General features: G+C 71.0%; 22 protein-coding genes and 1 riboswitch. Of the genes, 16 read left to right on the top strand and 6 right to left on the bottom strand.

Features of this window, described 5'->3' with window-relative positions; genetic code table 11:
• From ACFV20_RS30340 to ACFV20_RS30330, 3 genes are all read left to right on the top strand, one after another.
• A partial coding sequence (locus tag ACFV20_RS30340; protein ID WP_385662329.1) for a cbb3-type cytochrome c oxidase subunit I occupies positions 1 to 885 on the top strand: 885 nt, incomplete at its 5' end.
• Positions 882 to 1,280, top strand: a complete 399-nt coding sequence (locus tag ACFV20_RS30335; RefSeq protein ID WP_385662326.1) for a cytochrome c oxidase subunit 4 — start codon at positions 882 to 884, stop codon at positions 1,278 to 1,280. The genes ACFV20_RS30340 and ACFV20_RS30335, both read left to right, overlap by 4 nt.
• 132 nt (positions 1,281 to 1,412) lie before the next feature.
• Positions 1,413 to 2,666, top strand: coding sequence for an Ig-like domain-containing protein (locus ACFV20_RS30330; protein ID WP_385662323.1), 1,254 nt, complete (start codon positions 1,413 to 1,415; stop codon positions 2,664 to 2,666).
• Positions 2,667 to 2,766: 100 nt separating this feature from the next.
• Here the strand turns inward: ACFV20_RS30330 and ACFV20_RS30325 are convergent, their stop codons facing one another.
• The gene (locus ACFV20_RS30325) at positions 2,767 to 3,168 is read right to left on the bottom strand and encodes a hypothetical protein (RefSeq protein ID WP_385662320.1); all 402 of its coding nucleotides are present in this window, start codon (positions 3,166 to 3,168) and stop codon (positions 2,767 to 2,769) included.
• 145 nt (positions 3,169 to 3,313) lie between these two features.
• Here ACFV20_RS30325 and ACFV20_RS30320 point away from each other — a divergent pair, with 145 nt between their 5' ends.
• From ACFV20_RS30320 to ACFV20_RS30295, 6 genes are all read left to right on the top strand, one after another.
• Positions 3,314 to 3,934: a heme-copper oxidase subunit III gene (locus tag ACFV20_RS30320; RefSeq protein WP_003989683.1), complete on the top strand. Its 621-nt coding sequence runs from the start codon at positions 3,314 to 3,316 to the stop codon at positions 3,932 to 3,934.
• Positions 3,935 to 4,015: 81 nt separating this feature from the next.
• On the top strand, positions 4,016 to 4,828 hold the full coding sequence (locus tag ACFV20_RS30315; protein ID WP_385662316.1) for a c-type cytochrome: 813 nt from the start codon (positions 4,016 to 4,018) through the stop codon (positions 4,826 to 4,828).
• Positions 4,825 to 5,898: a Rieske 2Fe-2S domain-containing protein gene (locus ACFV20_RS30310; RefSeq protein ID WP_385662313.1), complete on the top strand. Its 1,074-nt coding sequence runs from the start codon at positions 4,825 to 4,827 to the stop codon at positions 5,896 to 5,898. The genes ACFV20_RS30315 and ACFV20_RS30310 overlap by 4 nt, the downstream gene beginning before the upstream one ends.
• On the top strand, positions 5,895 to 7,517 hold the full coding sequence (locus tag ACFV20_RS30305; RefSeq protein ID WP_385662310.1) for a cytochrome bc complex cytochrome b subunit: 1,623 nt from the start codon (positions 5,895 to 5,897) through the stop codon (positions 7,515 to 7,517). The genes ACFV20_RS30310 and ACFV20_RS30305 overlap by 4 nt, the downstream gene beginning before the upstream one ends.
• A gap of 135 nt (positions 7,518 to 7,652) precedes the next feature.
• Entirely contained in the window at positions 7,653 to 8,717 is a 1,065-nt protein-coding gene (gene trpD / locus ACFV20_RS30300; RefSeq protein ID WP_385662307.1) for an anthranilate phosphoribosyltransferase, read from the top strand.
• Between the two features lie 72 nt (positions 8,718 to 8,789).
• Positions 8,790 to 8,906, top strand: a riboswitch (SAM riboswitch).
• 134 nt (positions 8,907 to 9,040) lie between these two features.
• Positions 9,041 to 10,408, top strand: a complete 1,368-nt coding sequence (locus ACFV20_RS30295; RefSeq protein WP_385662304.1) for an aminotransferase class V-fold PLP-dependent enzyme — start codon at positions 9,041 to 9,043, stop codon at positions 10,406 to 10,408.
• A 207-nt stretch (positions 10,409 to 10,615) separates the two neighbouring features.
• Here the strand turns inward: ACFV20_RS30295 and ACFV20_RS30290 are convergent, their stop codons facing one another.
• Positions 10,616 to 10,897, bottom strand: coding sequence for an Lrp/AsnC family transcriptional regulator (locus ACFV20_RS30290; protein WP_107458443.1), 282 nt, complete (start codon positions 10,895 to 10,897; stop codon positions 10,616 to 10,618).
• Complete coding sequence (locus ACFV20_RS30285; protein ID WP_385662301.1) at positions 10,894 to 11,646, bottom strand: rhomboid family intramembrane serine protease; 753 nt, start codon at positions 11,644 to 11,646, stop codon at positions 10,894 to 10,896. Before ACFV20_RS30285 ends, ACFV20_RS30290 begins: the two co-directional genes overlap by 4 nt.
• 159 nt (positions 11,647 to 11,805) lie before the next feature.
• On the opposite strand from ACFV20_RS30285, the gene ACFV20_RS30280 reads away from it, so the two are divergent.
• The 5 genes from ACFV20_RS30280 to ACFV20_RS30260 all read left to right on the top strand — a co-directional run bounded on the left by ACFV20_RS30280 (position 11,806) and on the right by ACFV20_RS30260 (position 17,162).
• The gene (locus ACFV20_RS30280) at positions 11,806 to 12,045 is read left to right on the top strand and encodes a hypothetical protein (protein WP_033327390.1); all 240 of its coding nucleotides are present in this window, start codon (positions 11,806 to 11,808) and stop codon (positions 12,043 to 12,045) included.
• 38 nt (positions 12,046 to 12,083) lie between these two features.
• Entirely contained in the window at positions 12,084 to 13,433 is a 1,350-nt protein-coding gene (locus ACFV20_RS30275) for an NYN domain-containing protein (RefSeq protein ID WP_385662297.1), read from the top strand.
• Between the two features lie 245 nt (positions 13,434 to 13,678).
• Positions 13,679 to 14,719 carry an NlpC/P60 family protein gene (locus tag ACFV20_RS30270; RefSeq protein WP_385662295.1) on the top strand — a complete coding sequence of 347 codons (1,041 nt, stop codon included), beginning with the start codon at positions 13,679 to 13,681 and terminating at the stop codon, positions 14,717 to 14,719.
• 211 nt (positions 14,720 to 14,930) lie between these two features.
• Positions 14,931 to 15,944: an NlpC/P60 family protein gene (locus ACFV20_RS30265; protein WP_385662292.1), complete on the top strand. Its 1,014-nt coding sequence runs from the start codon at positions 14,931 to 14,933 to the stop codon at positions 15,942 to 15,944.
• A gap of 33 nt (positions 15,945 to 15,977) precedes the next feature.
• A complete protein-coding gene (locus ACFV20_RS30260) occupies positions 15,978 to 17,162 on the top strand; it encodes a hypothetical protein (RefSeq protein ID WP_385662289.1) in 1,185 nt (394 codons plus the stop codon).
• On the opposite strand, the gene ACFV20_RS30255 is transcribed toward ACFV20_RS30260, so the two are convergent.
• Together ACFV20_RS30255 and ACFV20_RS30250 are read right to left on the bottom strand one after the other, a co-directional pair.
• Positions 17,119 to 17,379 carry a hypothetical protein gene (locus ACFV20_RS30255; protein WP_385662287.1) on the bottom strand — a complete coding sequence of 87 codons (261 nt, stop codon included), beginning with the start codon at positions 17,377 to 17,379 and terminating at the stop codon, positions 17,119 to 17,121. The two genes, ACFV20_RS30260 and ACFV20_RS30255, sit on opposite strands and share 44 nt — an antisense overlap.
• Complete coding sequence (locus tag ACFV20_RS30250; RefSeq protein WP_385662284.1) at positions 17,376 to 17,906, bottom strand: PadR family transcriptional regulator; 531 nt, start codon at positions 17,904 to 17,906, stop codon at positions 17,376 to 17,378. The genes ACFV20_RS30255 and ACFV20_RS30250 overlap by 4 nt, the downstream gene beginning before the upstream one ends.
• Positions 17,907 to 18,058: 152 nt before the next feature.
• Between ACFV20_RS30250 and ACFV20_RS30245 the strand changes: the two genes are divergently transcribed.
• Entirely contained in the window at positions 18,059 to 19,381 is a 1,323-nt protein-coding gene (locus ACFV20_RS30245) for an MATE family efflux transporter (protein ID WP_385662281.1), read from the top strand.
• On the opposite strand, the gene ACFV20_RS30240 is transcribed toward ACFV20_RS30245, so the two are convergent.
• Positions 19,342 to 20,580 carry a glycosyltransferase 87 family protein gene (locus tag ACFV20_RS30240; protein WP_385662278.1) on the bottom strand — a complete coding sequence of 413 codons (1,239 nt, stop codon included), beginning with the start codon at positions 20,578 to 20,580 and terminating at the stop codon, positions 19,342 to 19,344. The two genes, ACFV20_RS30245 and ACFV20_RS30240, sit on opposite strands and share 40 nt — an antisense overlap.
• A 117-nt stretch (positions 20,581 to 20,697) precedes the next feature.
• On the opposite strand from ACFV20_RS30240, the gene ACFV20_RS30235 reads away from it, so the two are divergent.
• Complete coding sequence (locus ACFV20_RS30235; protein WP_385662276.1) at positions 20,698 to 21,840, top strand: glycosyltransferase family 4 protein; 1,143 nt, start codon at positions 20,698 to 20,700, stop codon at positions 21,838 to 21,840.
• Positions 21,841 to 21,993 lie beyond the last annotated feature (153 nt).

The raw sequence follows: 21,993 nt of genomic DNA, 5'->3' as shown, positions 1-21,993 counted from the left end.
GTCATCCCGGTCTTCTCCCGTAAGCCGATGTTCGGTTACACGGGTCTGATCGGCGCGACCATCGCGATCGCCGGTCTGTCCGTGACGGTGTGGGCGCACCACATGTACGTCACCGGCGGTGTGCTGCTGCCGTTCTTCTCCTTCATGACGTTCCTCATCGCCGTCCCGACGGGCGTGAAGTTCTTCAACTGGATCGGCACGATGTGGAAGGGCTCGCTGTCCTTCGAGACACCGATGCTCTGGGCGGCCGGCTTCCTGATCACCTTCACCTTCGGTGGTCTGACCGGTGTCATCCTGGCCTCGCCGCCGATGGACTTCCACGTCTCCGACTCGTACTTCGTGGTGGCGCACTTCCACTACGTCGTCTTCGGCACCGTGGTGTTCGCGATGTTCTCCGGCTTCCACTTCTGGTGGCCGAAGTGGACCGGCAAGATGCTGGACGAGCGCCTCGGCAAGATCACCTTCTGGACGCTGTTCATCGGCTTCCACGGCACGTTCCTGGTCCAGCACTGGCTGGGTGCCGAGGGCATGCCGCGTCGTTACGCCGACTACCTGGCGGCCGACGGCTTCACCACGCTGAACACGATCTCGACGATCAGCTCCTTCCTGCTCGGCATGTCGATCCTGCCGTTCTTCTACAACGTGTGGAAGACGGCCAAGTACGGCAAGCCGGTCGGCGTCGACGACCCGTGGGGCTACGGCCGCTCCCTGGAGTGGGCGACCTCCTGCCCGCCGCCGCGGCACAACTTCATCACCATGCCGCGGATCCGCAGTGAATCCCCGGCGTTCGACCTGCACCACCCGGAGATCGCCGCTCTCGACCAGCTCGAGAACGTCGGTCACGGCGAGAAGGCCATCGCTGGTGGCAAGGAGGCCGGCAAGTGAAGATCCAGGGCAAGATGTTCATGTGGCTGAGCGTCTTCGTCCTCGCCATGGCTGTGGTCTATGGCGTGTGGTCGAAGGAGCCGGCCGGTACCACGGCCCTCTTCCTGGCCTTCGGTCTGTGCATCATGATCGGCTTCTACCTCGGCTTCACGGCCAAGCGGGTCGACGTCGGTGCGCAGGACGACAAGGAGGCGGACGTCGCGGACGACGCCGGCGAGGTCGGGTTCTTCAGCCCGCACAGCTGGCAGCCGCTCTCGCTCGGCATCGGCGGCGCGCTCGCCTTCCTGTCGGTCGCCATCGGCTGGTGGCTGATGTACTTCTCGCTGCCGATCATCCTGATCGGCATCTGGGGCTGGGTGTTCGAGTACTACCGCGGTGAGAACCGCACCCAGTAACACGCGCCGAGCGCCGAAGGGGCCCGGACACTCCGAGAGGAGCGTCCGGGCCCCTTCCTTCTGCCGTAATGCGTGTCACTCGTACGAGTCATTCGGCGTGCCGCCGTTGACGCCGGTTCCTAGCGTGAGGTCATGAGCCACACAGTGATCTCCCGCCCCCGCACCGTCGTCAGCTGCACGCTGCTGTTGATAGCCCTGAGCGCGGGCGTCACCGCCTGCGGCTCCGACGGCAACCCGCTGGCCGCCCGCCCCTACGACGCGGCGGACCAGATCTCCTTCAACGCCCCCGACGGGGGCCGCAAGAAGGCCGACCCGGACAAGCCCCTGGAAGTCGTCGAGGACTCCGACGGGCGCATCACGGACGTCACGGCCCACGACGCCTCAGGACGCTACGTGGCGGGCGAACTCGCCGCCGACGGCAGCCGCTGGCACAGCACCTCCCCGCTCGCCGCCAACGCCAGCTACACGGTCCGCGTGAGCACCGAGGACGAGGACGGGGCGCCCGGCCGCAAGATCGTCACCTTCGACACCGGCAAGCCGACCACCCAGAAGCGCCTGGACGTGACCTTCGGCCCCAAGGCGGGAACCTACGGCGTCGGCCAGCCGGTCACCGCCGAGCTGAGCCAGCCGGTCAGGGACACGGCCCAGCGGGCCGTCGTGGAGCGCGCCCTCAAGGTCTCCTCCACGCCCGCCACCGACGGCGCCTGGCACTGGGTGGACGACAAGAAGCTGCACTACCGCCCGAAGGACTACTGGCCCGCCCAGGCCACCGTCCAGGTCCGCAGCAATCTGCAGGGCATCAAGATCGGCGACCGGATGTGGGGCGGCAAGGCCAAGCCGCTGACCTTCACCACCGCGGACAAGCTCATAGCCGTCACGGACGCGGCCGCCCACCAGATGACCGTCTACAAGAACGACGAGGTCATCCGGCAGATACCCGTCACCACGGGCAAGCCCGGCTACGACACCCGCAACGGCGTCAAGGTCGTCCTCGCCAAGGAGGGCACCGTCCGCATGACCAGCGCCAGCATCGGCTCCTCGGACTTCTACGACCTGGTCGTGCACCACTCGGTCCGGGTCACCAACAGCGGCGAGTACGTCCACGCCGCCCCCTGGTCGGTCGGCTCCCAGGGCTACGCCAACGTCAGCCACGGCTGCACCGGCATGAGCACCGAGAACGCCGCCTGGTTCTACGACACCGTCCGCGAAGGCGACATCGTCAAGGTCGTCAACTCCGGCGGGGACATGATGGCCCCCTTCGGCAACGGCTACGGCGACTGGAACCTCGACTGGGCGAAGTGGCGCACCGGCAGCGCCCTCCTGGGCGGCACCCCCGACGGCCCGGCAGAGGCCGAAAGGGCGCGTCTGCGCCCTCAGAGCGTCTGACCTGAAGGGGCGCGGGCCGTGTCGATACGCGGCTCCGCCGCGTGGGCGCGAACAGCCCCCACCCGCCCGCAGCCGCCCGGCAACGAGGCGAACCGGCCCCCTAGGCGTTCAAAGCCGCCTTGTCCCGGAGCAGCGAAGCCAGAGCCGCGGCGAACTCCACCGGCTCCACCGGGAGAGTCACCGCGGCCTCGGCGCGACTCCAGGTCGCCAGCCACGCGTCCTGCGGCCGCCCGATCAGCAGCAGCACCGGCGGACACTCGAACACCTCGTCCTTGATCTGCCGGCAGAGGCCCATGCCCCCCATCGGCACGGCCTCACCGTCCAGCACACAGACGTCGACCCCGCCCCGGTCCAGCTCCGTGAGCACCGCGGCAGGGGTCGCGCACTCCACGAACTCCACCAGGGGGACGTCCGGCGCCGGCCTCCGGCCCGTGGCGAGCCGCACCTGCTCTCGGGTGTTGGAGTCGTCGCTGTAGACCAGCACCGTGGCGGTCGGCTGCATTGTTCCTCCGTGACGTCAACGTCGTAAGGACAGGCCCGTTGGGCCGGATGCTACTCCCTTGAACACCACGTCAACACCGGTACGACCGGTGAAGACACTCCGAACGGCACCCCCCGGAGTGAGGGCGGGATAAGCGACCGACATAATGTCGGTCGTGGCGACAGCAACGACAGTAGAAACCGGGCACGCGCACCCGTCGGTCAATCGGCCGAACCTCACCAGCGTCGGAACGATCATCTGGCTGAGTTCCGAGCTGATGTTCTTCGCGGCCCTCTTCGCGATGTACTTCACCCTGCGATCGGTGACGGGTCCCGATCACTGGAAGGAGATGGCTGCCCATCTCAACTTCCCGTTCTCGGCGACGAACACCACCATCCTGGTGCTCTCCTCGCTCACCTGCCAGCTCGGCGTCTTCGCCGCCGAGCGCGGTGACGTGAAGAAGCTCCGGATGTGGTTCATCGTCACGTTCGTGATGGGAGCGATCTTCATCGGCGGTCAGGTCTTCGAGTACACGGAGCTGGTCAAGGACGCGGGCCTGTCCCTGTCCTCCGACCCGTACGGCTCGGTGTTCTACCTGACCACCGGCTTCCACGGTCTGCACGTGACGGGCGGTCTCATCGCCTTCCTGCTGGTCCTGGGCCGGACCTACGCGGCCAGCAGGTTCACCCACGAGCAGGCGACGGCCGCGATCGTCGTGTCCTACTACTGGCACTTCGTCGATGTCGTCTGGATCGGTCTCTTCGCCACGATCTACATGATCAAGTAGCAGGGCCCGCATCCGCGCGTGCTCGACGAAGCGCGCATCCCAGAAGCATCGACGCAGAAGATCCTGACACCGGGGTAATCCGTGAAAAAGCTCTCCGCACGACGACGCCACCCGTTGGCGGCGCTCGTCGTCCTACTCCTCGCGCTGGCATGCACCGGGGGGCTGTACGCCGTGTTCGCACCCGCGGACAAGGCGCAGGCCGACGAAACCGCCCAGTCCCTCACCATCGAGGAGGGCAAGAAGCTCTACTCGGTCGGCTGCGCCAGTTGCCACGGCACCGGCGGTCAGGGCACCTCCGACGGGCCCAGCCTGGTGGGTGTGGGCGCCGCGGCCGTCGACTTCCAGGTGGGCACCGGCCGGATGCCGGCCGCCACCTCCCAGGGCCCGCAGGTCCCGAAGAAGAAGAACATCTACTCGCAGGCCGAGATCGACCAGCTCGCGGCGTACATCGCCTCGCTGGGTGCCGGTCCGTCCATCCCGACGGAGGAGCAGTACGGCCCCGAGGGCGCCGACATCGCCGAGGGCGGTGAGCTGTTCCGCACCAACTGCGCGCAGTGCCACAACTTCACCGGCAAGGGTGGTGCCCTGACGCACGGCAAGTACGCGCCGTCCCTCGAGGGCGTCTCCCCGAAGCACATCTACGAGGCCATGCAGACCGGCCCGCAGAACATGCCGTCCTTCCCCGACACCACGCTGTCGGAGAAGAACAAGAAGGACATCATCGCGTACCTCGACGCGGTCAACAGCAGCAAGACCGAGAGCCCCGGCGGACTCGAACTGGGTGGCCTCGGGCCGGTCAGTGAGGGCCTGTTCGGCTGGATCTTCGGTCTCGGCGGTCTGATCGCCGTCGCCGTGTGGGTCGCCGCCCGGACCGCAAAGGCCAAGAAGTCATGAGTAGCCAAGACATTCCTGAAGAGAACCTGCCTGCCGCGCAGTCCGCAGGCCATGACGAGCACGGGCACGGCGCGGTGAGCGTCGCGGACGACAAGAACCCGTTCGCCGACCCGGGCCTGCCGCCCCACGAGCACCGGATCCAGGACATCGACGAGCGGGCCGCCAAGCGGTCCGAGCGTGCGGTCGCCCTGCTGTTCACGGTGTCGATGCTGGCCACCGTCGCCTTCATCGCCTCCTTCGTGGCGATCCCGGTCGACAAGGCGGTCTTCATCTTCCCGCTGGGCCACATCAGCGCGCTGAACTTCGCGCTGGGCCTGTCGCTCGGCATCGCGCTGTTCTGCATCGGCGCCGGCGCCGTCCACTGGGCCCGCACCCTGATGTCCGACGTGGAGGTCGCCGACGAGCGGCACCCGATCGAGGCGTCGCCCGAGGTCCGCGAGAAGGTCTTCGCCGACTTCAAGCAGGGCGCCAAGGAGTCCGCGCTCGGCCGCCGCAAGCTGATCCGCAACACGATGCTCGGCGCGCTCACGCTGGTGCCGCTGTCCGGCGTCGTGCTGCTGCGTGACCTCGGTCCGCTGCCCGGCACCAAGCTCCGCCACACGCTGTGGTCCAAGGGCAAGCTGCTCGTCAACATGAACACCAACGAGCCGCTGCGTCCGTCCGATGTCGCGGTCGGTTCGCTGACCTTCGCCAAGCCCGAGGGCCTGGAGGAGGAAGACCACGACTTCCAGAACGAGATCGCCAAGGCCGCCCTGATGATCGTCCGGATCCAGCCGGAGGACATCAAGGACAAGCGCGAGCTCGAGTGGTCGCACCAGGGCATCGTCGCGTACTCGAAGATCTGCACCCACGTGGGATGCCCGATCTCCCTGTACGAGCAGCAGACGCACCACGTGCTCTGCCCCTGCCACCAGTCCACCTTCGACCTCTCCGACGGTGCCCGAGTGATCTTCGGTCCCGCCGGTCACGCCCTGCCGCAGCTCCGCATCGGCGTGAACGACGAGGGCTACCTCGAGGCGCTCGGCGACTTCGAAGAGCCCGTCGGCCCTGCTTTCTGGGAGCGCGGATGAGCACTGCACAGACACGCCGCAAGGCGCCCGCGGGTGAGCGGGTCGCCGACTGGGCCGACGGCCGCCTCGGGATCTACTCCCTGGCCAAGGCCAACATGCGCAAGATCTTCCCGGACCACTGGTCCTTCATGCTCGGTGAGATCTGCCTCTACAGCTTCATCATCATCATCCTCACGGGTGTGTACCTGACGCTGTTCTTCCACCCGTCGATGAACGAGGTGGAGTACCACGGCAGTTACGTCCCGCTCCAGGGACAGCTGATGTCGGAGGCGTTCGCCTCCACCCTGGACATCAGCTTCGACGTCCGCGGCGGTCTGCTCATCCGGCAGATCCACCACTGGGCGGCGATCATCTTCCTCGCCGGCATGTTCGTGCACATGATGCGCGTCTTCTTCACCGGCGCGTTCCGCAAGCCGCGCGAGATCAACTGGATGTTCGGCTTCCTGCTGTTCGTCCTGGGCATGTTCACCGGATTCACCGGCTACTCGCTCCCGGACGACCTGCTCTCCGGCACCGGTGTCCGCTTCACGCAGGGCGCGATCCTGTCCGTGCCGATCGTGGGCACGTACATCTCGATGTTCCTGTTCGGCGGGGAGTTCCCGGGTACCGACTTCGTCGCCCGGTTCTACTCGATCCACATCCTGCTGCTGCCGGGCATCATGCTCGGGCTCGTGGTCGGCCACCTGATCCTGGTCTTCTACCACAAGCACACCCAGTTCGCGGGTCCCGGCCGGACCAACAAGAACGTCGTCGGCATGCCGCTGCTGCCGGTCTACATGGCCAAGGCCGGAGGCTTCTTCTTCCTGGTCTTCGGTGCCATCGCGGCTCTGGCCGGCATCGCGACGATCAACCCGATCTGGGTCCTCGGCCCGTACCGGCCCGACCAGGTGTCGACCGGTGCCCAGCCCGACTGGTACATGGGCTTCGCCGAGGGCCTCATCCGCGCGATGCCCGGCTGGGAGATCAACCTCTGGGGTCACACGCTCGTCCTGGGTGTGTTCATCCCGCTGGTGCTCTTCGGTGTCTTCCTCGCGATCATCGCCCTGTACCCGTTCATCGAGTCCTGGGTTACCGGGGACAAGCGCGAGCACCACATCCTGGACCGGCCGCGCAACGCCCCGACCCGCACCGGTGTGGGTGTCGCCTGGGTCACCGGCTACATCATCATGCTGATCGGCGGTGGCAACGACATCGTCGCCACGCACTTCCACCTGTCGATCAACTCGGTGACCTGGTTCGTCCGGATCGGGTTCTTCCTCGGCCCGGTGATCGCCTTCGTCATCACCAAGCGCATCTGCCTCGGCCTGCAGCGCCGGGACAAGGAGAAGGTGCTGCACGGCCGCGAGTCGGGCATCATCAAGCGCCTGCCGCACGGTGAGTTCATCGAGGTGCACGAGCCGCTCAGCCAGGAGCAGATGTACACGCTCACGGCGCACGAGCAGTACAAGCCGGCCGAGATCGGCCCGACGGTCGACGAGAACGGTGTCGAGCGCAAGGTGAAGGGTTCCGAGAAGCTGCGCGCCAAGCTCAGTGACGCCTACTACGGCGAGGGTTCCCAGATCCCGAAGCCCACCGCCGAGGAGTACCGGGAGATCACGAGCGGCCACGGCCACCACTGATCACTGCTTCGCCACGCCACACAAGGGCCCCGTCCGACGCTCGGACGGGGCCCTTCGCGGTGCCCCGGGCTGGATAGGGTGGACCCGTTGAGACTCTCGTCCCGCAGTGCGGGACGCCTGACCCTGGAGCGGCTTATGAGCGCTGTGACCCCCGCTGGAGGCGACACCGCGGCGGGCCGCTCCTGGCCCCTGCTGCTGAACGGCCTGCTGAACGGCAGGCACCTGAGCGCGGACGACACCGCCTGGGCGATGGACCGGATCATGCGCGGCGAGGCGACCGAGGCGCAGATCGCCGGGTTCGTCGTGGCCCTGCGCGCCAAGGGCGAGACCGTCGAGGAGATCAACGGCCTGGTCCGCACGATGTACGCGCACGCCAACGTGATCGAGGTGCCGGGCGCGACGGTGGACATCGTCGGCACCGGCGGCGACGGCGCCAAGACGGTCAACATCTCCACGATGTCCTCGATCGTCGTCGCCGGCACCGGCGCGAAGGTCGTCAAGCACGGCAACCGGGCCGCGTCCTCGGCGTCCGGGGCCTCCGACGTGCTGGAGAAGCTCGGCGTCAACCTGGAACTGCCGCTGCACCGGGTCGCGGAGGTCGCCGAGGAGGCGGGTATCACCTTCTGCTTCGCGGTGAAGTTCCACCCGGCGCTGCGGCACGCGGGCGCCGCCCGGGGCCAGCTGGGCATCCGCACGGTCTTCAACGCCCTCGGCCCGCTCACCAACCCGGCCCGGGTCCGTGCCCAGGCCGTCGGGGTGGCGGACCCCCGCATGGCGCCGATCGTCGCGGGCGTCTTCGCCGAGCGCGGCAACTCGTCCCTGGTCTTCCGGGGTGACGACGGCCTCGACGAACTGACCACCACGGCCACCTCCCGGGTGTGGATCGTCCGGGACGGCACGGTCACCGAGGAGGCCTTCGACCCGCGCGACGTGGGCCTCGAACTGGTCCCCGTGGAGGCGCTGCGCGGCGCCGACGCCTCCTACAACGCCGAGGTCGCCCGGCGGCTCCTGGACGGGGAGACGGGGCCGGTGCGGGACGCGGTGGTGCTGAACTCGGCGGCGGCCCTGGTGGCCCTGGAGCCGACGGAAGCGCCGCTGGCCGAGCAGATCCGCGCCGGGATGGTGAAGGCGGCCGAGTCGATCGACTCGGGCGCGGCGAAGCGCACGCTGGAGCGCTGGGTGGCCGCGAGCAACAAGTAGCCCCCCGTACGGCGTCCCGCGATCCGGACTCGGGTTGCGGGGCGCCGATCTTTTCGCGTACGTTCCTGAACAGGTCATGAGTGACAGTCATGAGGCCCCGGCCGACTGTCCGGCAACCCTCCGTCCGTGGCGGGGTGCCCCGGGTGAAGACCGGGCCGCAGGCAGCGAGGTCTGCGGCAAGCGCGTGACGAGGAGTCTTCCGTGAACCAGCGAATGCGATAGGGCCGCAGAGCCCCGCCTCCGCACCCCCTTTTTCCTTTCACCCCCGCTCGAGCCGTACGCGCTCGCGGGCGGATTCCACCTGTCTTCACGGGAGTTCCGTCATGTCCGTCTCCACCCTTGCCGCCGACCCGTCCGTTTGTGCCCCGCTGCCCGTTCTGGGGCGCGATGTCACCGTGCCGCTGGTGACCGGTGGTGAGGTCACCTACGCCGCGCTCGACTACGCCGCCAGCGCCCCCGCGCTCCAGCGGGTCTGGGACGACGTCGCCGCCTACGCGCCGTACTACGGCAGCGTGCACCGCGGTGCCGGGTACCTGTCGCAGCTGTCGACCGACCTGTTCGAGAACGCCCGCCGGACCGTCGCCGAGTTCCTCGGCTGCCGCGCGGACGACCAGGTCGTGTTCACCCGGTCGACCACCGACTCCCTGAACCTCCTCGCCGCCGCGCTCCCCGCCGACTGCCAGGTCTTCGTCTACGAGACCGAGCACCACGCCTCCCTGCTGCCGTGGCGCAACGCGCGGGTCACCTACCTCGACGCCCCGAACAGCCCCCGTCAGGCCGTCGAGACCCTGGAGCGCGCCCTCGCCGACCGGGACCCCCACGGGCCGGCCCTCGTCTGCGTCACCGGCGCCTCCAACGTCACCGGCGAGCTGTGGCCCGTGCGGGAGCTCGCCGCGGCCGCGCACGCCCACGGCGCCCGGATCGTGCTCGACGCCGCCCAGCTGGCCCCGCACCACCCGGTGTCCGTCGCGGACCTCGACGTCGACTGGGTCGCCTTCTCCGGACACAAGCTGTACGCGCCCTTCGGCTCCGGTGTCCTGGCCGGGCGGGCCGACTGGCTGCGCGCCGCCGAGCCGTACCTCGCGGGCGGCGGCGCCAGCCGCAAGGTCAGCCGGCGCGAGGACGGGGGAGTGGACGTGGAGTGGCACGACAGCGCCGCGCGCCACGAGGCCGGCTCACCCAACGTCATCGGCGCCTACGCGGTCGCCTCGGCCTGCAGGGCGCTGACCGAGGCGGGCTTCGACACCCTCGTCGCCCGGGAGCAGCACCTGGTCCGCACGGTGCGCGAGGGCCTGGCCGACGTCCCCGAGGTGCGGTTCCTGTCCCTCTTCGGGGACGACGCGCCGCGCGTGGGCGTGCTCTCCTTCGTCGTCGAGGGCTGGAACAGCTCCCACTTCGCCGCCGCCCTGTCCGCCGAGTACGGCATCGGCGTACGGGACGGGCTGTTCTGCGCCCACCCGCTGCTGCGCACGCTGCTCGGCAGCGACCCGCAGGCACAGGGCGAGTGCGGGGCGCCCGAGGCCGCGCCCGGGGAGAAGTCGCTCAACGCCATCCGGGTCAGCTTCGGCGCGGGCACCCCCGACGAGCACGTGGAGCGGTTCGTGCGGGCGGTGCGGGAACTGGTGACGGACGGGGCGAAGTGGAACTACCGCACCGAGGACGGCCGCTGCGTGCCGGACACCTCCGCCTGAGCCGGCCGCCTCCGCCCGAGCCGGCCGCCTCCGCCCGAGCAGGTGTTGCGCACGCCGCCGGCCGGCCCGCCGACCACGGCGTGGTGCTGATGCCGGCGCGGACAGCCGTGCGGTCCCCGTCTGATCCGGTCCCCGTCTGATCCGGTCCCCGCCGAGGGCGGGGGCCGCCGGCCGGGTGCGGCCCGTGGGCTGGCGCGGAGGCGTGGGCTAGTTGTCCAGGCCGATCGAGAACGCCGCTTCCAGGTCGTGCTGCGAGTACGTGCGGAACGCCACGTGCGTGTCGGTCCCCTCCACCCCGGGGATCTTGCTGATCCGGCCGGGGATGACCTCCGCCAGGTCCTCGTGCTCGCGCACCCGGACCATCGCGATCAGGTCGTAGGTGCCGGTGACGGAGAAGACCTCGCTGACGCTGTCCAGCGCCGCGATCGACTCGGCGATCTCGGGGATCCGGTCCACGCTGGTCTTGATCAGGACGATCGCGGTGATCACGGCTGGTTCTCTCCCTCGGGAGTCGGAGCAGGGGCGGCCCTCACTCTAGTGGGGCCGGTGGGGCGGCCGTAGCGGACCGACGCGTAGCCGAAGCCCAGACCGAAGCCGATCAGGTGGGCCAGGTAGGCCACCCCCGGCCCGTCCGCGGCCCGCCCCGCCGCCAGCCACTGCAGCGCCGCCCAGAACGGCAGCACGACCCACGCCGGGAAGCGCACCGGCAGGAAGAACAGGAACGGCAGGAGACTGGTCACCCGGGCACGGGGGAACAGGTACAGGAACGCACCGAGGACCGCCGAGATCGCCCCCGAGGCACCGACCAGGGACTGCTCGGAGTCCGCGTTGGCGACGGCGTAGCCCAGCAGGGCCAGATATCCGCAGCCGACGTAGAACAGGGTGAACTGCACCCGGCCCATCCGCTCCTCGGTCATCGCCCCGAAGACGTAGAGGAAGAGCATGTTGCCGAGCAGGTGCACCCAGCTGCCGTGGACGAAGAGGGCCGTCGCGGGGGTGAGGGCCGACCCGGCGGACCCGTCGAACAGTTCTGCGGGAATCACCCCCCAGCGCCGGAAGTAGGCCCGCTGCACGGCGAGCAGCTCGTCGCCCGTGCCGTACGCCGGGTTCAGGCCCGAGGCGGGTCCGGCCAGGAAGACCAGGCAGCACAGGGCGATCAGGGTGTACGTCACCGGTGCCGACGCCCCCCTGACCGATCGGCCGGCCCGGACGAGCGACGCACTCCACTTGCTGATCATGAACACAGAGCATGACGTAACCGGACGCAACCGCACAGACCGCCTCGCCGCCGTGGACGCGCGGGCGGCGAGGAGCCGCCAGGCCGTAGGGTTACGAGCCACACGCACCGGGGATGCCGGTCGCGTCACGGACACTAGAAGGAAAGAGAACAGGTCACGATGACGGTTCCCCTGCCGACCGCCGAGACGCGATGGCGCTGCACCCTCTGCGGCAACCTCACGAGGTTCGACGTGACCCGCTCGTCGAAGGTCGTCGAGTACGTCCACCTCGACCTGGCCGGAGAGCCGAAGGTCGAGGAGCGCGAGGTGGTCAGTGAGACCATCGAGTCGGTGCGCTGCCGCTGGTGTAACGCGGTGGACCAGGTGGAACTCGTGGACAGGCCGGGCGCCGGCTCCTGAACGGGAGCCGGCCCCGCACAGGCATTGGGGTGTGACGGATGGTGGAGACCACAGGCGGGGGGCCGGGCGACGGCGCCGCCGAGGTGCTCGACCGTCCGCTGCCCGACGGCGTGCGCCGCAGAGTGGTGCAGATCGTCTCCGACGGCTTCGGCTCGCTCACGGTCGGCGAGCTGCCCGCGCAGCTCAGGCAGTACGCCCGGTTCGCGCCGAACCGCCGGGCCAAGTTCGCCGGCAACGCGATGGCGGCCGCGCTGGAGACCGATCCGCTGTTCCGCCAGCGCATCGGGGAGAAGCTCAGAGAGGCCCAGCCGGAGCTGACCGGCGCTCTCGACTCAGGCTCCCCGCCCCCGGCCGCGGACCCGCTCGATGTGGCGGCCGCGGCCTACGTACTGCGGCCACCCGGCTGGGTGAAGCTGGTCGCCGCCGCCGGCGAGGAGGCCCAGCGGGCCGACGCCGAACGCGCCGACGAGGAGAGCCGCGCCGAACTGGAGCGGCTGCGCGCCGACCTCGAACGGGCCCGTGACCACACCCGGGCCGAGACCGAGCGGCTGCGCACGGAGCTGGAAGCGGCCAGGAGGGAAACCGAGACGCTGCACCGCAAGCTGCGCGCCGCCCTCAGTGACGTCAAGCGCGGCGAGGCCGCCCTGCGCAAGGCGCACGGCGAGATCGACGCCGTGCGGGCCGAGGGGCACGCCCAGGTGTCCGCCGCCGAGAGCGAGACCCGGCGGCTCAAGTCCCGGCTGAGCGAGACCGAGGCCGCCCTGGAGGCCGCGCGCCGGGCCGCCCGCGAGGGCCGCAGCGTCGAGGACATGCGGGTGCGGCTGCTGCTGGACACCCTCCTGGACGCCACCCAGGGGCTCCGCCGCGAACTGGCCCTGCCGCCGGTGTCGGTGCGGCCCGCCGAGACCGTGGACGCCGTCGAGCCGGGCCGGATGACCCCCAAGGACATCGCCGCCCGCGCCCTGTCCGAGAACGATCCGCAGGTCCTGGACCAGTTGCTGGCCCTGCCCCAGGCCCATCTCGTCGTCGACGGGTACAACGTCACCAAAACGGGTTATCCGCAGATGCCACTGGAGAAGCAGCGTTTGCGGCTCCTCGGGCAGCTCTCCCAACTGGCCGCGCAGAGCGGCGCCGAGGTCACCTGCGTCTTCGACGGCGCCGAGCTCGCGGCGCCGGTCCTGCTGGCCCCGCCGCGCGGCGTGCGCGTGCTGTTCTCGAAGCCGGGCGTCACCGCCGACGAGCTCATCCGTCAACTGGTGCGCGCCGAACCGCCGGGACGCCCGGTCATCGTGGCCTCCACCGACCGCGAGGTCGCCGACGGAGTGGCCCGGGCCGGTGCCCGCCCGGTGGCCTCCGCCATGCTGCTCAAGCGCCTTTCGCGGTCCTAGGGGGCGTACGCCCGCTGTGTAACCTCCGGGTGTGATGCCCCGATTGGGGAGAGCTGTGAGCCACAGTGAGTCAAGTGGGGTTCACCGCCTGTGAGTCCAGGGGAAAAGTTGGCCTACCGTGACGCAATTTTTCATCTGAGGATTTGAACTGATCACAGGAAGGTCACTAGGGTCGGGCCGAACCTCCGCTCGGGTGATCACTCATCGGGAGAGACGGCGGAGGGGCCAGAAGGAGCTTTTCACCCGTGGCGTCCCACCGTCGTCCGAAGCAGCCGAGCCGCGCACGTGTGACCGTGCTGACCACCGCCGCCGCAGCTGCCGTCGCCTTCAGCTCGCAGGCCGCCAACGCGGCCCCCAGTGAGAAGCCGAGCAAGGACGAGGTCAAGGCCAAGGTCGACAAGCTCTACGAGGAGGCCGAGCAGGCCACCGAGAAGTACAACGGGGCCAAGGAGAAGCAGGAGAAGCTCCAGAAGGAGATCTCCACCATCCAGGACAACGTGGCCCGCGGCCAGGAGGAGCTGAACGAGCTCCGCGACGGCCTGGGCCTCGCCGCGGCCTCGCAGTACCGCACCGGCTCCATCGACCCCTCGGTGCAGCTGTTCCTCTCCGCGAACCCCGAGGACTACCTCGACAAGGCCTCCACGCTCGACCAGTTGAGCAGCCAGCAGGTGGAGGCGCTGAAGAAGGTCCAGGAGAAGCAGCGCGAACTCGCCCAGGAGCGTGCCGAGGCCTCCGAGAAGCTCAAGGACCTCGCCTCCACCCGGACCGAACTCGGCAAGAAGAAGCAGGAACTCCAGGGCAAGCTGTCCTCCGCGCAGAAGCTGCTCAACAGCCTCACCGCCGCCGAGAAGGCCGAACTGGCCGCCGAGCAGAGCCGCGCCAGCCGGGCCAGCGAGCGCGACGCCCTCGACGTCGACGTCCCGCCCGGCTCCGGCCGCGCAGCGGCCGCCTTCGCCTTCGCCCAGAGCCAGCTCGGCAAGCCCTACGTCTACGGCGCCACCGGCATGAGCTCCTTCGACTGCTCCGGCCTCACCTCCCGGGCCTACGCCTCCGCCGGCATCCAGATCCCGCGCACCTCCGAGGCCCAGGCGCAGATCGGCACCAAGATCTACTCGACCAGCCAGCTCAAGGTCGGGGACCTGGTCTTCTTCTTCAACGACCTGCACCACGTCGGGCTCTACGCCGGCAACGGGCAGATCATCCACGCCCCGCGCACCGGCACGGTCGTCCGGTACGAGTCGATGGGCACCATCGGCGGCCCGTTCATGTTCGGCGTCCGGGTCTGACGACCGCCTCCCGGAGCCTGCCCGCCCGGGACACCGTGTCCGCCGTTCGGGCGAATCACCACAGCTCCGAGTGAGCCCACGCCCCGCCATTGACCTGCGTCAGCGGCGGGGCGCACCGCTGCACACCCACGGATGGTCGTTGGCGGCCCCCGGCCACGGGGCTACTGTCTGCCGCGTTCCAAGTCCGTCAGCGGAAGGAGAGCGGCTTCCCGTGGGGTCCCATCGCCGCCTTGCACCGTCCGGGTTCGACCGGGGCGCCGGTGCCGCCGTCAGCATCCTGTCCGTCGCGGCCGCCGCCCTGGGCGCGGTTCCGGCCGGCGCCGCACCGCACGACGACACCCGGGCCACGGTGGACCGGCTCTTCGAGCAGGCCGAGAAGGCGACCGAGGCGTACAACGCGGCCGACGAGCGCGCCGACGAGCTGCGTGACGCGGTCGGCACCGCGCAGGACCGTGTCGCCCGCCAGCAGCAGCGCGTCAACACCATGCGGGAGTCGCTCGGTTCGCTGGCCGGAGCCCAGTACCGCTCGGGCGGCATCGACCCCTCGCTCGCCCTGCTGCTCTCCGACGACCCGGCCGACTACCTCGACCACGCGTCCCGGCTCGACCGCCTCACCGCCCGCCAGGCCGGTGAGCTCAGGAGACTCCAGGACGCCATGCGCGAACTCGCCCAGGACCGCGAGGAGACCGCCGGGAAGCTCCGCGAGCTGGAGGAGAGCCGTACGGCCGTCGCCGCCCACAAGAAGACCGTCGAGCGGAAACTCGCCGCGGCCCGCCGCCTGCTCGACTCCCTGCCGGACGCCGAGCGCGACGCCTACGGCCGCGCCTCCCGCTCCGGCCGGCCGGGCATGCCGGACCTCGGCGGCGCCACCGCGGCCTCGGGGCGCGGGTCCGCCGCCGTCGCCGCCGCCCGCAGCGCCCTCGGCAAGCCCTACGTCTGGGGCGCCAACGGGCCCTCCGGCTTCGACTGTTCGGGCCTGATGCAGTGGTCGTACGCGCAAGCCGGGGTCTCCCTGCCGCGCACCTCGCAGGCCCAGCGGTACGCCGGCCGGCAGGTCCCGCTGTCCGAGGCGCGCCCCGGCGACCTGGTCGTCTACCGGGGCGACGCCAGCCACGTCGGGATGTACATGGGCAACGGCCAGGTCATCCACGCGCCCTACCCCGGCGCGCCCGTGCGCTACGACCCGGTCGGGATGATGCCGGTCTCCTCGGTCACCAGGGTCTGACCGGCACGGGCCGGCGCCCGTACGATCGGGAACGTGGCTGGTCGAAGGTCGGGGTCCGCGCTGGTGGCGCTCGTCGTGCTGCTCGTCGCCCTGACGGGGTGCGGCGGGCGGCCCGCTGCCGACAGTGCCAGGGCCGACGTCCAGCGCCTCCTCGACCGGCGGGCCGCCGCGGTCCTCGACCGTGACGGGCGGGCCTTCGAACGGACGGGCAGCGCAGCGGATTTCGCCCGGCTGCGCGCGGTGCCCGTGGCCGCCTGGTCGTACCGGGTGACGGCGCTGCGCCGCACCGGCGACACGGCCACCGCCGACGCCGAACTGCGCTATCGCGTCGCCGGGTACGACCGGGCGCCGGTGACGGCGGGACGCACCCTGCGGTTGCGCCGGGACGCGGACGGGCGGTGGTCCGTGACCGCCGACCGGCCCGCGAAGAAGGCGGCGCAGCAGCTGTGGGACCAGGGGGCGGTGCAACTCGTCCGCGGGCGGCACAGCCTCGTGCTCGGCACCGGGCAGTCCGGGCAGTCGCTGCGGGACTTCGCGGACCTGGCCGACCGGGCGGTGCCGGCCGTGTCGGACGCGTGGGGCACGGACTGGGTCCGCCGGGTCGTCGTGCTCGTACCGAAGTCGGTGGAGGGGATGGCCGGGCTGCTCGGCTCGCCGGCCTCCTCCTACCGTGGGATCGCCGCGGTCACCACCGGTGAGACGGGCCCACGGGACCGGGCGCCGGCGGACCGGATCATCGTCAACCCGGACGCCTTCGCCCTCCTCGGCGGCCTGGGCGAGCAGGTCGTCGTCACGCACGAGACCACCCATGTCGCCACCCGCGCCCGCACCACCGCCGCCACACCCCTGTGGCTGTCCGAGGGGTACGCCGACTGGGTCGGCTACCGGGACGCGGGCCGCACACCCGCCGAGGCCGCGCCCGAACTGACCCGGGCGGTGCGTGAGGACCGGCTCCCCACCGCGCTGCCGGACGACGAGGACTTCGGCTTCACCGGCGACGCGAGCCGCCTGGCCCGCTCCTACGAGAGCGGCTGGACGGCCTGCCGGCTGATCGCCGACCGCTGGGGCGAGGCCCGGCTCGGCGCGTTCTACCGGGCCGTCGGGGCACACCGGGAGCGGGCCGGGGCGGTGGAGGACGCGATGCTGAAGGAGCTGGGGACGACGCCGGGGGCCTTCACACAGGAGTGGCGGGCGTACCTGCGGAACCACCTGGGCTGACCCGGAGACCGAGCCCGGCCTGCCCGGCCTGCCCGGCCTGCCCGGCCTGTTCGGCCTGTTCGGCCTGTTCGGCCTGCTCGGTCTGCCCGGCCTGTTCGGCCTGTTCGGCCTGTTCGGCCTGTTCGGCCTGCCCGGCCTGTTCGGCCTGTTCGGCCTGTTCGGCTTGTTCGGCCTGTTCGGTGCGGCGGCGGTGTCGGGCGGGGCTCCGGCCTCTCACTCCGGCCCTTCCAGCTGCGCGACGGCCTCCCGCAGCCAGGCCCGTTCCGCCTCGCCCGTCGCCCGGGCCACGCGCAGCATGCCCTGGCGGAACAGGTCGTCCGCCTCCTCGGCGCGGACCGGCTCGCCGGAGTCGTAGAAGAAGCTCGTCGGTGTCTCGAGGAAGGCCAGCCGGCGGCGCAGCACCGCGGCCTGCTCGGACCGGTCGGGCAGGTGGCGCAGGAACGCCAGGACCGTGTTGAAGCGGACGTGGTCGGTGATCTCCGTCTGCTTGGGGGCGCGCAGCCGGGCCAGCAGCTCCTCCCTGCCTTTGGCGGTGAGGGCGAGGATCCGGCGCGGCGCCGCGCTCGCACCGGGCTCGGTGTGCTGGTCGAGCAGTCCCGCCGCTGTCATCCGGGTGATCGCCGGGTAAAGGGCGCCGTCGCTCACCGGCCGGACGTGCCCGGTCAGCGCCTTGATGCGCTCCTTCAACTCGTAGCCGTGCAGCGGCTCCTCGGCCAGGAAGCCCAGGATCGACAGCTCCAGCATGGTCCTCCTTGCGGGTGGGCGACACCGCATGCTACCTCTTAACGAGCTACCTCGAATCGAGCTATATCGAAATGAGGTAGCTGCCGCATCGGGACAGCTCGTGCCGCGGCGGCGTGCATCGAGGGTCATCAGGCCGCAGGGGGAACGCCACCGTGAACGTCCATCGCAGACAGCTCGTGCTGCTCGCCCGCCCCGTCTACTTCTCTCTCCTCGCCTCGGTCGCCGCCGGGATCATCAACACCGTGTGGGTCGCCCGGCTCGGAGGCCCGGCCGTGGCCGCCGTGGCCGTCGCGACCACCACGGAGAACGTCCTGCTCGGCGTCGCCCTGGTCTTCGGCTCCGGCACCACCGTGCTCGTCGCCCACGCCCGGGGCGCGCACGACCCCGGAGGCGTGCGGGCCGCCGTCCGGGGCGGATGGGCGCTGTGGGCGCTGGTGACACCCCTGGTGGTGGCGGGCGGTCTGCTCGCCCGCGAACCGCTGGCCCGCCTGGTGCTGGGCGGGACGGACGGCGCCGCCCTCCCGCTCACCGTCGCCTACTTCACGCTCTCCCTGCCGGGCATGGCTGTCTTCTTCGCCCAGCAGCTCGTCGACGGTCTCCTCAAGGGCGCCGGCGACACCCGCACCCCGATGCGGCTCGCGCTCCTGGCCAACGGCCTGATCCTGGTCCTGGACCCGCTCCTCATCCACCTCCACGGCGTCCGGGGCGCCGCGGCCGCCACGGTGCTGTCCCGGTGCGTGGCGCTCGGCGCGGGGCTCCTGGCGCTGCGGCGCGACAGCTTGCTGAGCACGGCGCGCCGGGCCGCGCCCGGGGAGACCCTGGCCCGCTCGCTGCGCCGGACGCTGACGACCGGTCTGCCGATGTCCGCGGACTTCACCGTGCGGCAGGCGGGCACCCTGGTCCTGGTCGCGATCGTGGCGCGGCTCGGTGTGACGGCGGTGGCCGCGTACGCGATCGCCTACAAAGCCCTGTACGTGGCGACCATGGGCTTCTACGCCGTCCGCCAGGCCGCCGCCATCCACACCGCCCACCTGCGCGGAGCGGGACGGGACGCGCGGCGGGCGATCGGTCGGCAGGCCGTGTTCCTTTCCGCGACGTTCGGCCTCGCCTCCGCCGTGCTGCTGGCCGCCTGCGCCCCCTGGATCATGGCCGCCTTCGGGGCCGAGGCCGCGGTCGCTCACGAGGGCGTGCTGTTCCTGCGCTGTGTCGGGCCCTGTCTCGTGCTCATGGCGGGCCTGATCGCGCTCGGCGGGGTCTTCGAGGGCAGCGGCGCCACCTCGGCACTGCTGCGCGTCACCGCCCTCGGAACGGCCGTCCAGCTGGCACTGGCGTACTCCCTGACGGGGCTCGGACTGCCCGGGGTGTGCCTGGCGCTGGCGCTCGCGACGGCGGTGCAGTGCGCCCTGGCGGGGACGCTGTTCCGGCGGGCCCCGGCTCAGGAGGAGACGGGGGTCTCGCCTGCCCGGGCCGGCTGAGGGGGCACCGGGGACGGCGGCGCCACGGACGGTACGGTCGCGCGCCACAGGGCCCGGGCCGCGATCAGGGCGGCGGCCACCAGCAGGCCGTTGCGCAGGAACAGCAGGGTGACACCGAGGCCGTTGCTCGCCACCACGTCGGCGAACCAGAACGGGAACTCCAGCACCGTCACGAAGCACGCGATCAGCACCAGGACGACCGGCAGCCGCATCCGGCTGCCGGGGAAGTACAGGCACACCGCCGCGAGCCCCACCAGCCACACCAGATACTGCGGGCTGATCACCCGGCTGGTGGTGGTGAACATCAGCACCGCCACGAAGGCCGCGTCGGCGAGCGTGTGCTCCTCGAAGCACCGCGCCAGCAGCCGCCACAGCACCAGCCAGCCGAAAGCCGCCCCCGTCAGGAACAGCGCGCCCGTGCTCACCTCGTTCACGTACGGCCCGAGGAACTCGATCGAGCCGTAGTTCAGCCGCACCTCGCCCTGCCAGCCGAAGTGCCGGGCGACATGGAAGACCAGCGCGCCCAGCGACTCCACCTCGGTGCCCCGGTCGCGCTGGAACGTCAGGAAGGCGAACGCGCCGGGCATGGCCAGGGCGAACGCGCCGGTCACGGCGATGCCGGTCACCAGGGCCGACACCCACGCGCTGCGCCGGCGGGCGGCCAGCAGCAGCATCGCCGGCCAGACCTTCAGCAGCGCGCCGAAGGCGGCCAGGGCCCCCATGGTCCTCGGGTGCCGGGCGCCCGCGAGCAGCGCGGCCATGGCCACCGCCGTGACCATCACGTCGTAGCGGGCGTACACCGTCGGCCCGAGCAGCGGCACGCCGATCACCCACACCCACGCACCGCGCAGCGACCGGCCCGGACGGCGTCCCGCGTATGCCATGAGGGCGAGCACGGCCAGGTCGGTGACGCAGACCAGCACGAAGAAGGCCGTCGCGTAGTCGAGGAAGGGCAGCAGGCCGGGGGAGAGGATCGCCAGGGCGGCGGCGGGCGGGTACTGCCAGGTGACGTCGGCCAGGGGGAACGTCCCGGTGCTCAGGACGTGGTACCAGCCCTGGTAGATCACGTGGACGTCGCTCGTGACGTCCGGGCCCGGGAAGACGTACACCTTCAGGACGAACAGCAGCAGCACCGCCCTCGTGAGACACCAGACCACCGGCAGCCATGCCAGGGACCGCCTCGTGCCCGTCGTCTTCACGTGATTCCTGCCCGTTCGCGTGCCGTGTCGAGGGGGCCATGATGGGCCCGTCAGCTGTGAGCGTGCCACACCTGCCGCCGGGGACGGCGGTGAGGGCGGTTGGATAGGGTCGGCGGCGTGCGCAAGACCCTGATCGTGACGAACGACTTTCCGCCCCGTCCCGGGGGAATCCAGGCGTTTCTGCACAACATGGCGCTGCGGCTGGACCCGCAGCAGGTGGTCGTCTACGCCTCGACCTGGAAGCGGAGCAGGGAGGGCGTCGAGGCCACCCGTGCCTTCGACGCCGAGCAGCCCTTCACCGTCGTACGGGACCGGACGACCATGCTGCTGCCGACGCCGGGCGCCACCCGGCGGGCCGTCGGGCTGCTGCGCGAGCACGGCTGCACCTCGGTGTGGTTCGGTGCGGCCGCCCCGCTCGGCCTGATGGCACCGGCCCTGCGCGCGGCGGGCGCCGAGCGGCTGGTGGCCACCACGCACGGTCACGAGGCCGGCTGGGCGCAGCTGCCCGCGGCCCGGCAGCTGCTGCGCCGCATCGGCGAGGCCACGGACACGCTCACCTACCTGGGCGAGTACACCCGCTCGCGCATCGCCCCCGCCCTGACGCCCGAGGCGGCGGCCCGGATGGCGCAGCTGCCGCCCGGCGTCGACGAGAAGACCTTCCACCCCGGCTCGGGCGGCGACGAGGTCCGGGCCCGGCTGGGCCTGACGGACCGCCCGGTGGTGGTGTGCGTCTCCCGGCTGGTGCGGCGCAAGGGGCAGGACACGCTGATCCGGGCGATGCCGCGCATCCTGGCCGCCGAGCCCGACACCGTGCTGCTGATCGTCGGCGGCGGCCCCTACGAGCGGGACCTGCGACGGCTCGCCCACGAGACCGGCGTGGCCTCCGCCGTGCGTTTCACCGGCGCCGTGCCCTGGTCCGAGCTGCCCGCCCACTACGGCGCCGGCGACGTCTTCGCGATGCCCTGCCGCACCCGCCGCGGCGGCCTCGACGTGGAGGGCCTCGGCATCGTCTACCTGGAGGCCTCGGCGACGGGCCTCCCGGTCGTCGCGGGCGACTCCGGCGGCGCTCCGGACGCGGTTCTGGACGGCGAGACGGGCTGGGTGGTGCGCGGCGGCTCCCCGCTGGAGGCGGCCGACCGCATCACCACCCTCCTCGCCGACCCTGAGCTGCGCCGCAGGATGGGCGAGCGGGGCAGGGAGTGGGTCGAGCAGAAGTGGCGCTGGGACCTCCTCGCGGAGCACCTCAAAGACTTGCTGTAGTGCCATCGCCCGTCGTCTTGGGGGCGCGGGGAACCGCGCGACCGACCACGAACAACCCGCACCCGCCCGCAAGGATCAAGCCACACCCCACTAGGCGGAATCCGATAATCCGCCGATGCTGCGCGCATGACAGTAAAACTGACGCATCGTCAC

Origin of the sequence: Streptomyces sp. NPDC059696 (assembly GCF_042733745.1) — a bacterium.
GTDB lineage: Bacteria > Actinomycetota > Actinomycetes > Streptomycetales > Streptomycetaceae > Streptomyces.
This window is presented reverse-complemented; position numbering and strand designations above follow the sequence as displayed.

What these genes read in the sequence shown, in the direction of transcription:
- ACFV20_RS30330 (WP_385662323.1), top strand. Translation starts at nt 1,413, where the DNA reads ATGAGCCACACAGTGATCTCCCGCCCCCGCACCGTCGTCAGCTGCACG.
- ACFV20_RS30325 (WP_385662320.1), bottom strand. Translation starts at nt 3,168, where the DNA reads ATGCAGCCGACCGCCACGGTGCTGGTCTACAGCGACGACTCCAACACC.
- ACFV20_RS30320 (WP_003989683.1), top strand. Translation starts at nt 3,314, where the DNA reads ATGTCGGTCGTGGCGACAGCAACGACAGTAGAAACCGGGCACGCGCAC.
- ACFV20_RS30310 (WP_385662313.1), top strand. Translation starts at nt 4,825, where the DNA reads ATGAGTAGCCAAGACATTCCTGAAGAGAACCTGCCTGCCGCGCAGTCC.
- ACFV20_RS30305 (WP_385662310.1), top strand. Translation starts at nt 5,895, where the DNA reads ATGAGCACTGCACAGACACGCCGCAAGGCGCCCGCGGGTGAGCGGGTC.
- trpD (WP_385662307.1), top strand. Translation starts at nt 7,653, where the DNA reads ATGAGCGCTGTGACCCCCGCTGGAGGCGACACCGCGGCGGGCCGCTCC.
- ACFV20_RS30295 (WP_385662304.1), top strand. Translation starts at nt 9,041, where the DNA reads ATGTCCGTCTCCACCCTTGCCGCCGACCCGTCCGTTTGTGCCCCGCTG.
- ACFV20_RS30285 (WP_385662301.1), bottom strand. Translation starts at nt 11,646, where the DNA reads ATGATCAGCAAGTGGAGTGCGTCGCTCGTCCGGGCCGGCCGATCGGTC.
- ACFV20_RS30280 (WP_033327390.1), top strand. Translation starts at nt 11,806, where the DNA reads ATGACGGTTCCCCTGCCGACCGCCGAGACGCGATGGCGCTGCACCCTC.
- ACFV20_RS30275 (WP_385662297.1), top strand. Translation starts at nt 12,084, where the DNA reads ATGGTGGAGACCACAGGCGGGGGGCCGGGCGACGGCGCCGCCGAGGTG.
- ACFV20_RS30250 (WP_385662284.1), bottom strand. Translation starts at nt 17,906, where the DNA reads ATGCTGGAGCTGTCGATCCTGGGCTTCCTGGCCGAGGAGCCGCTGCAC.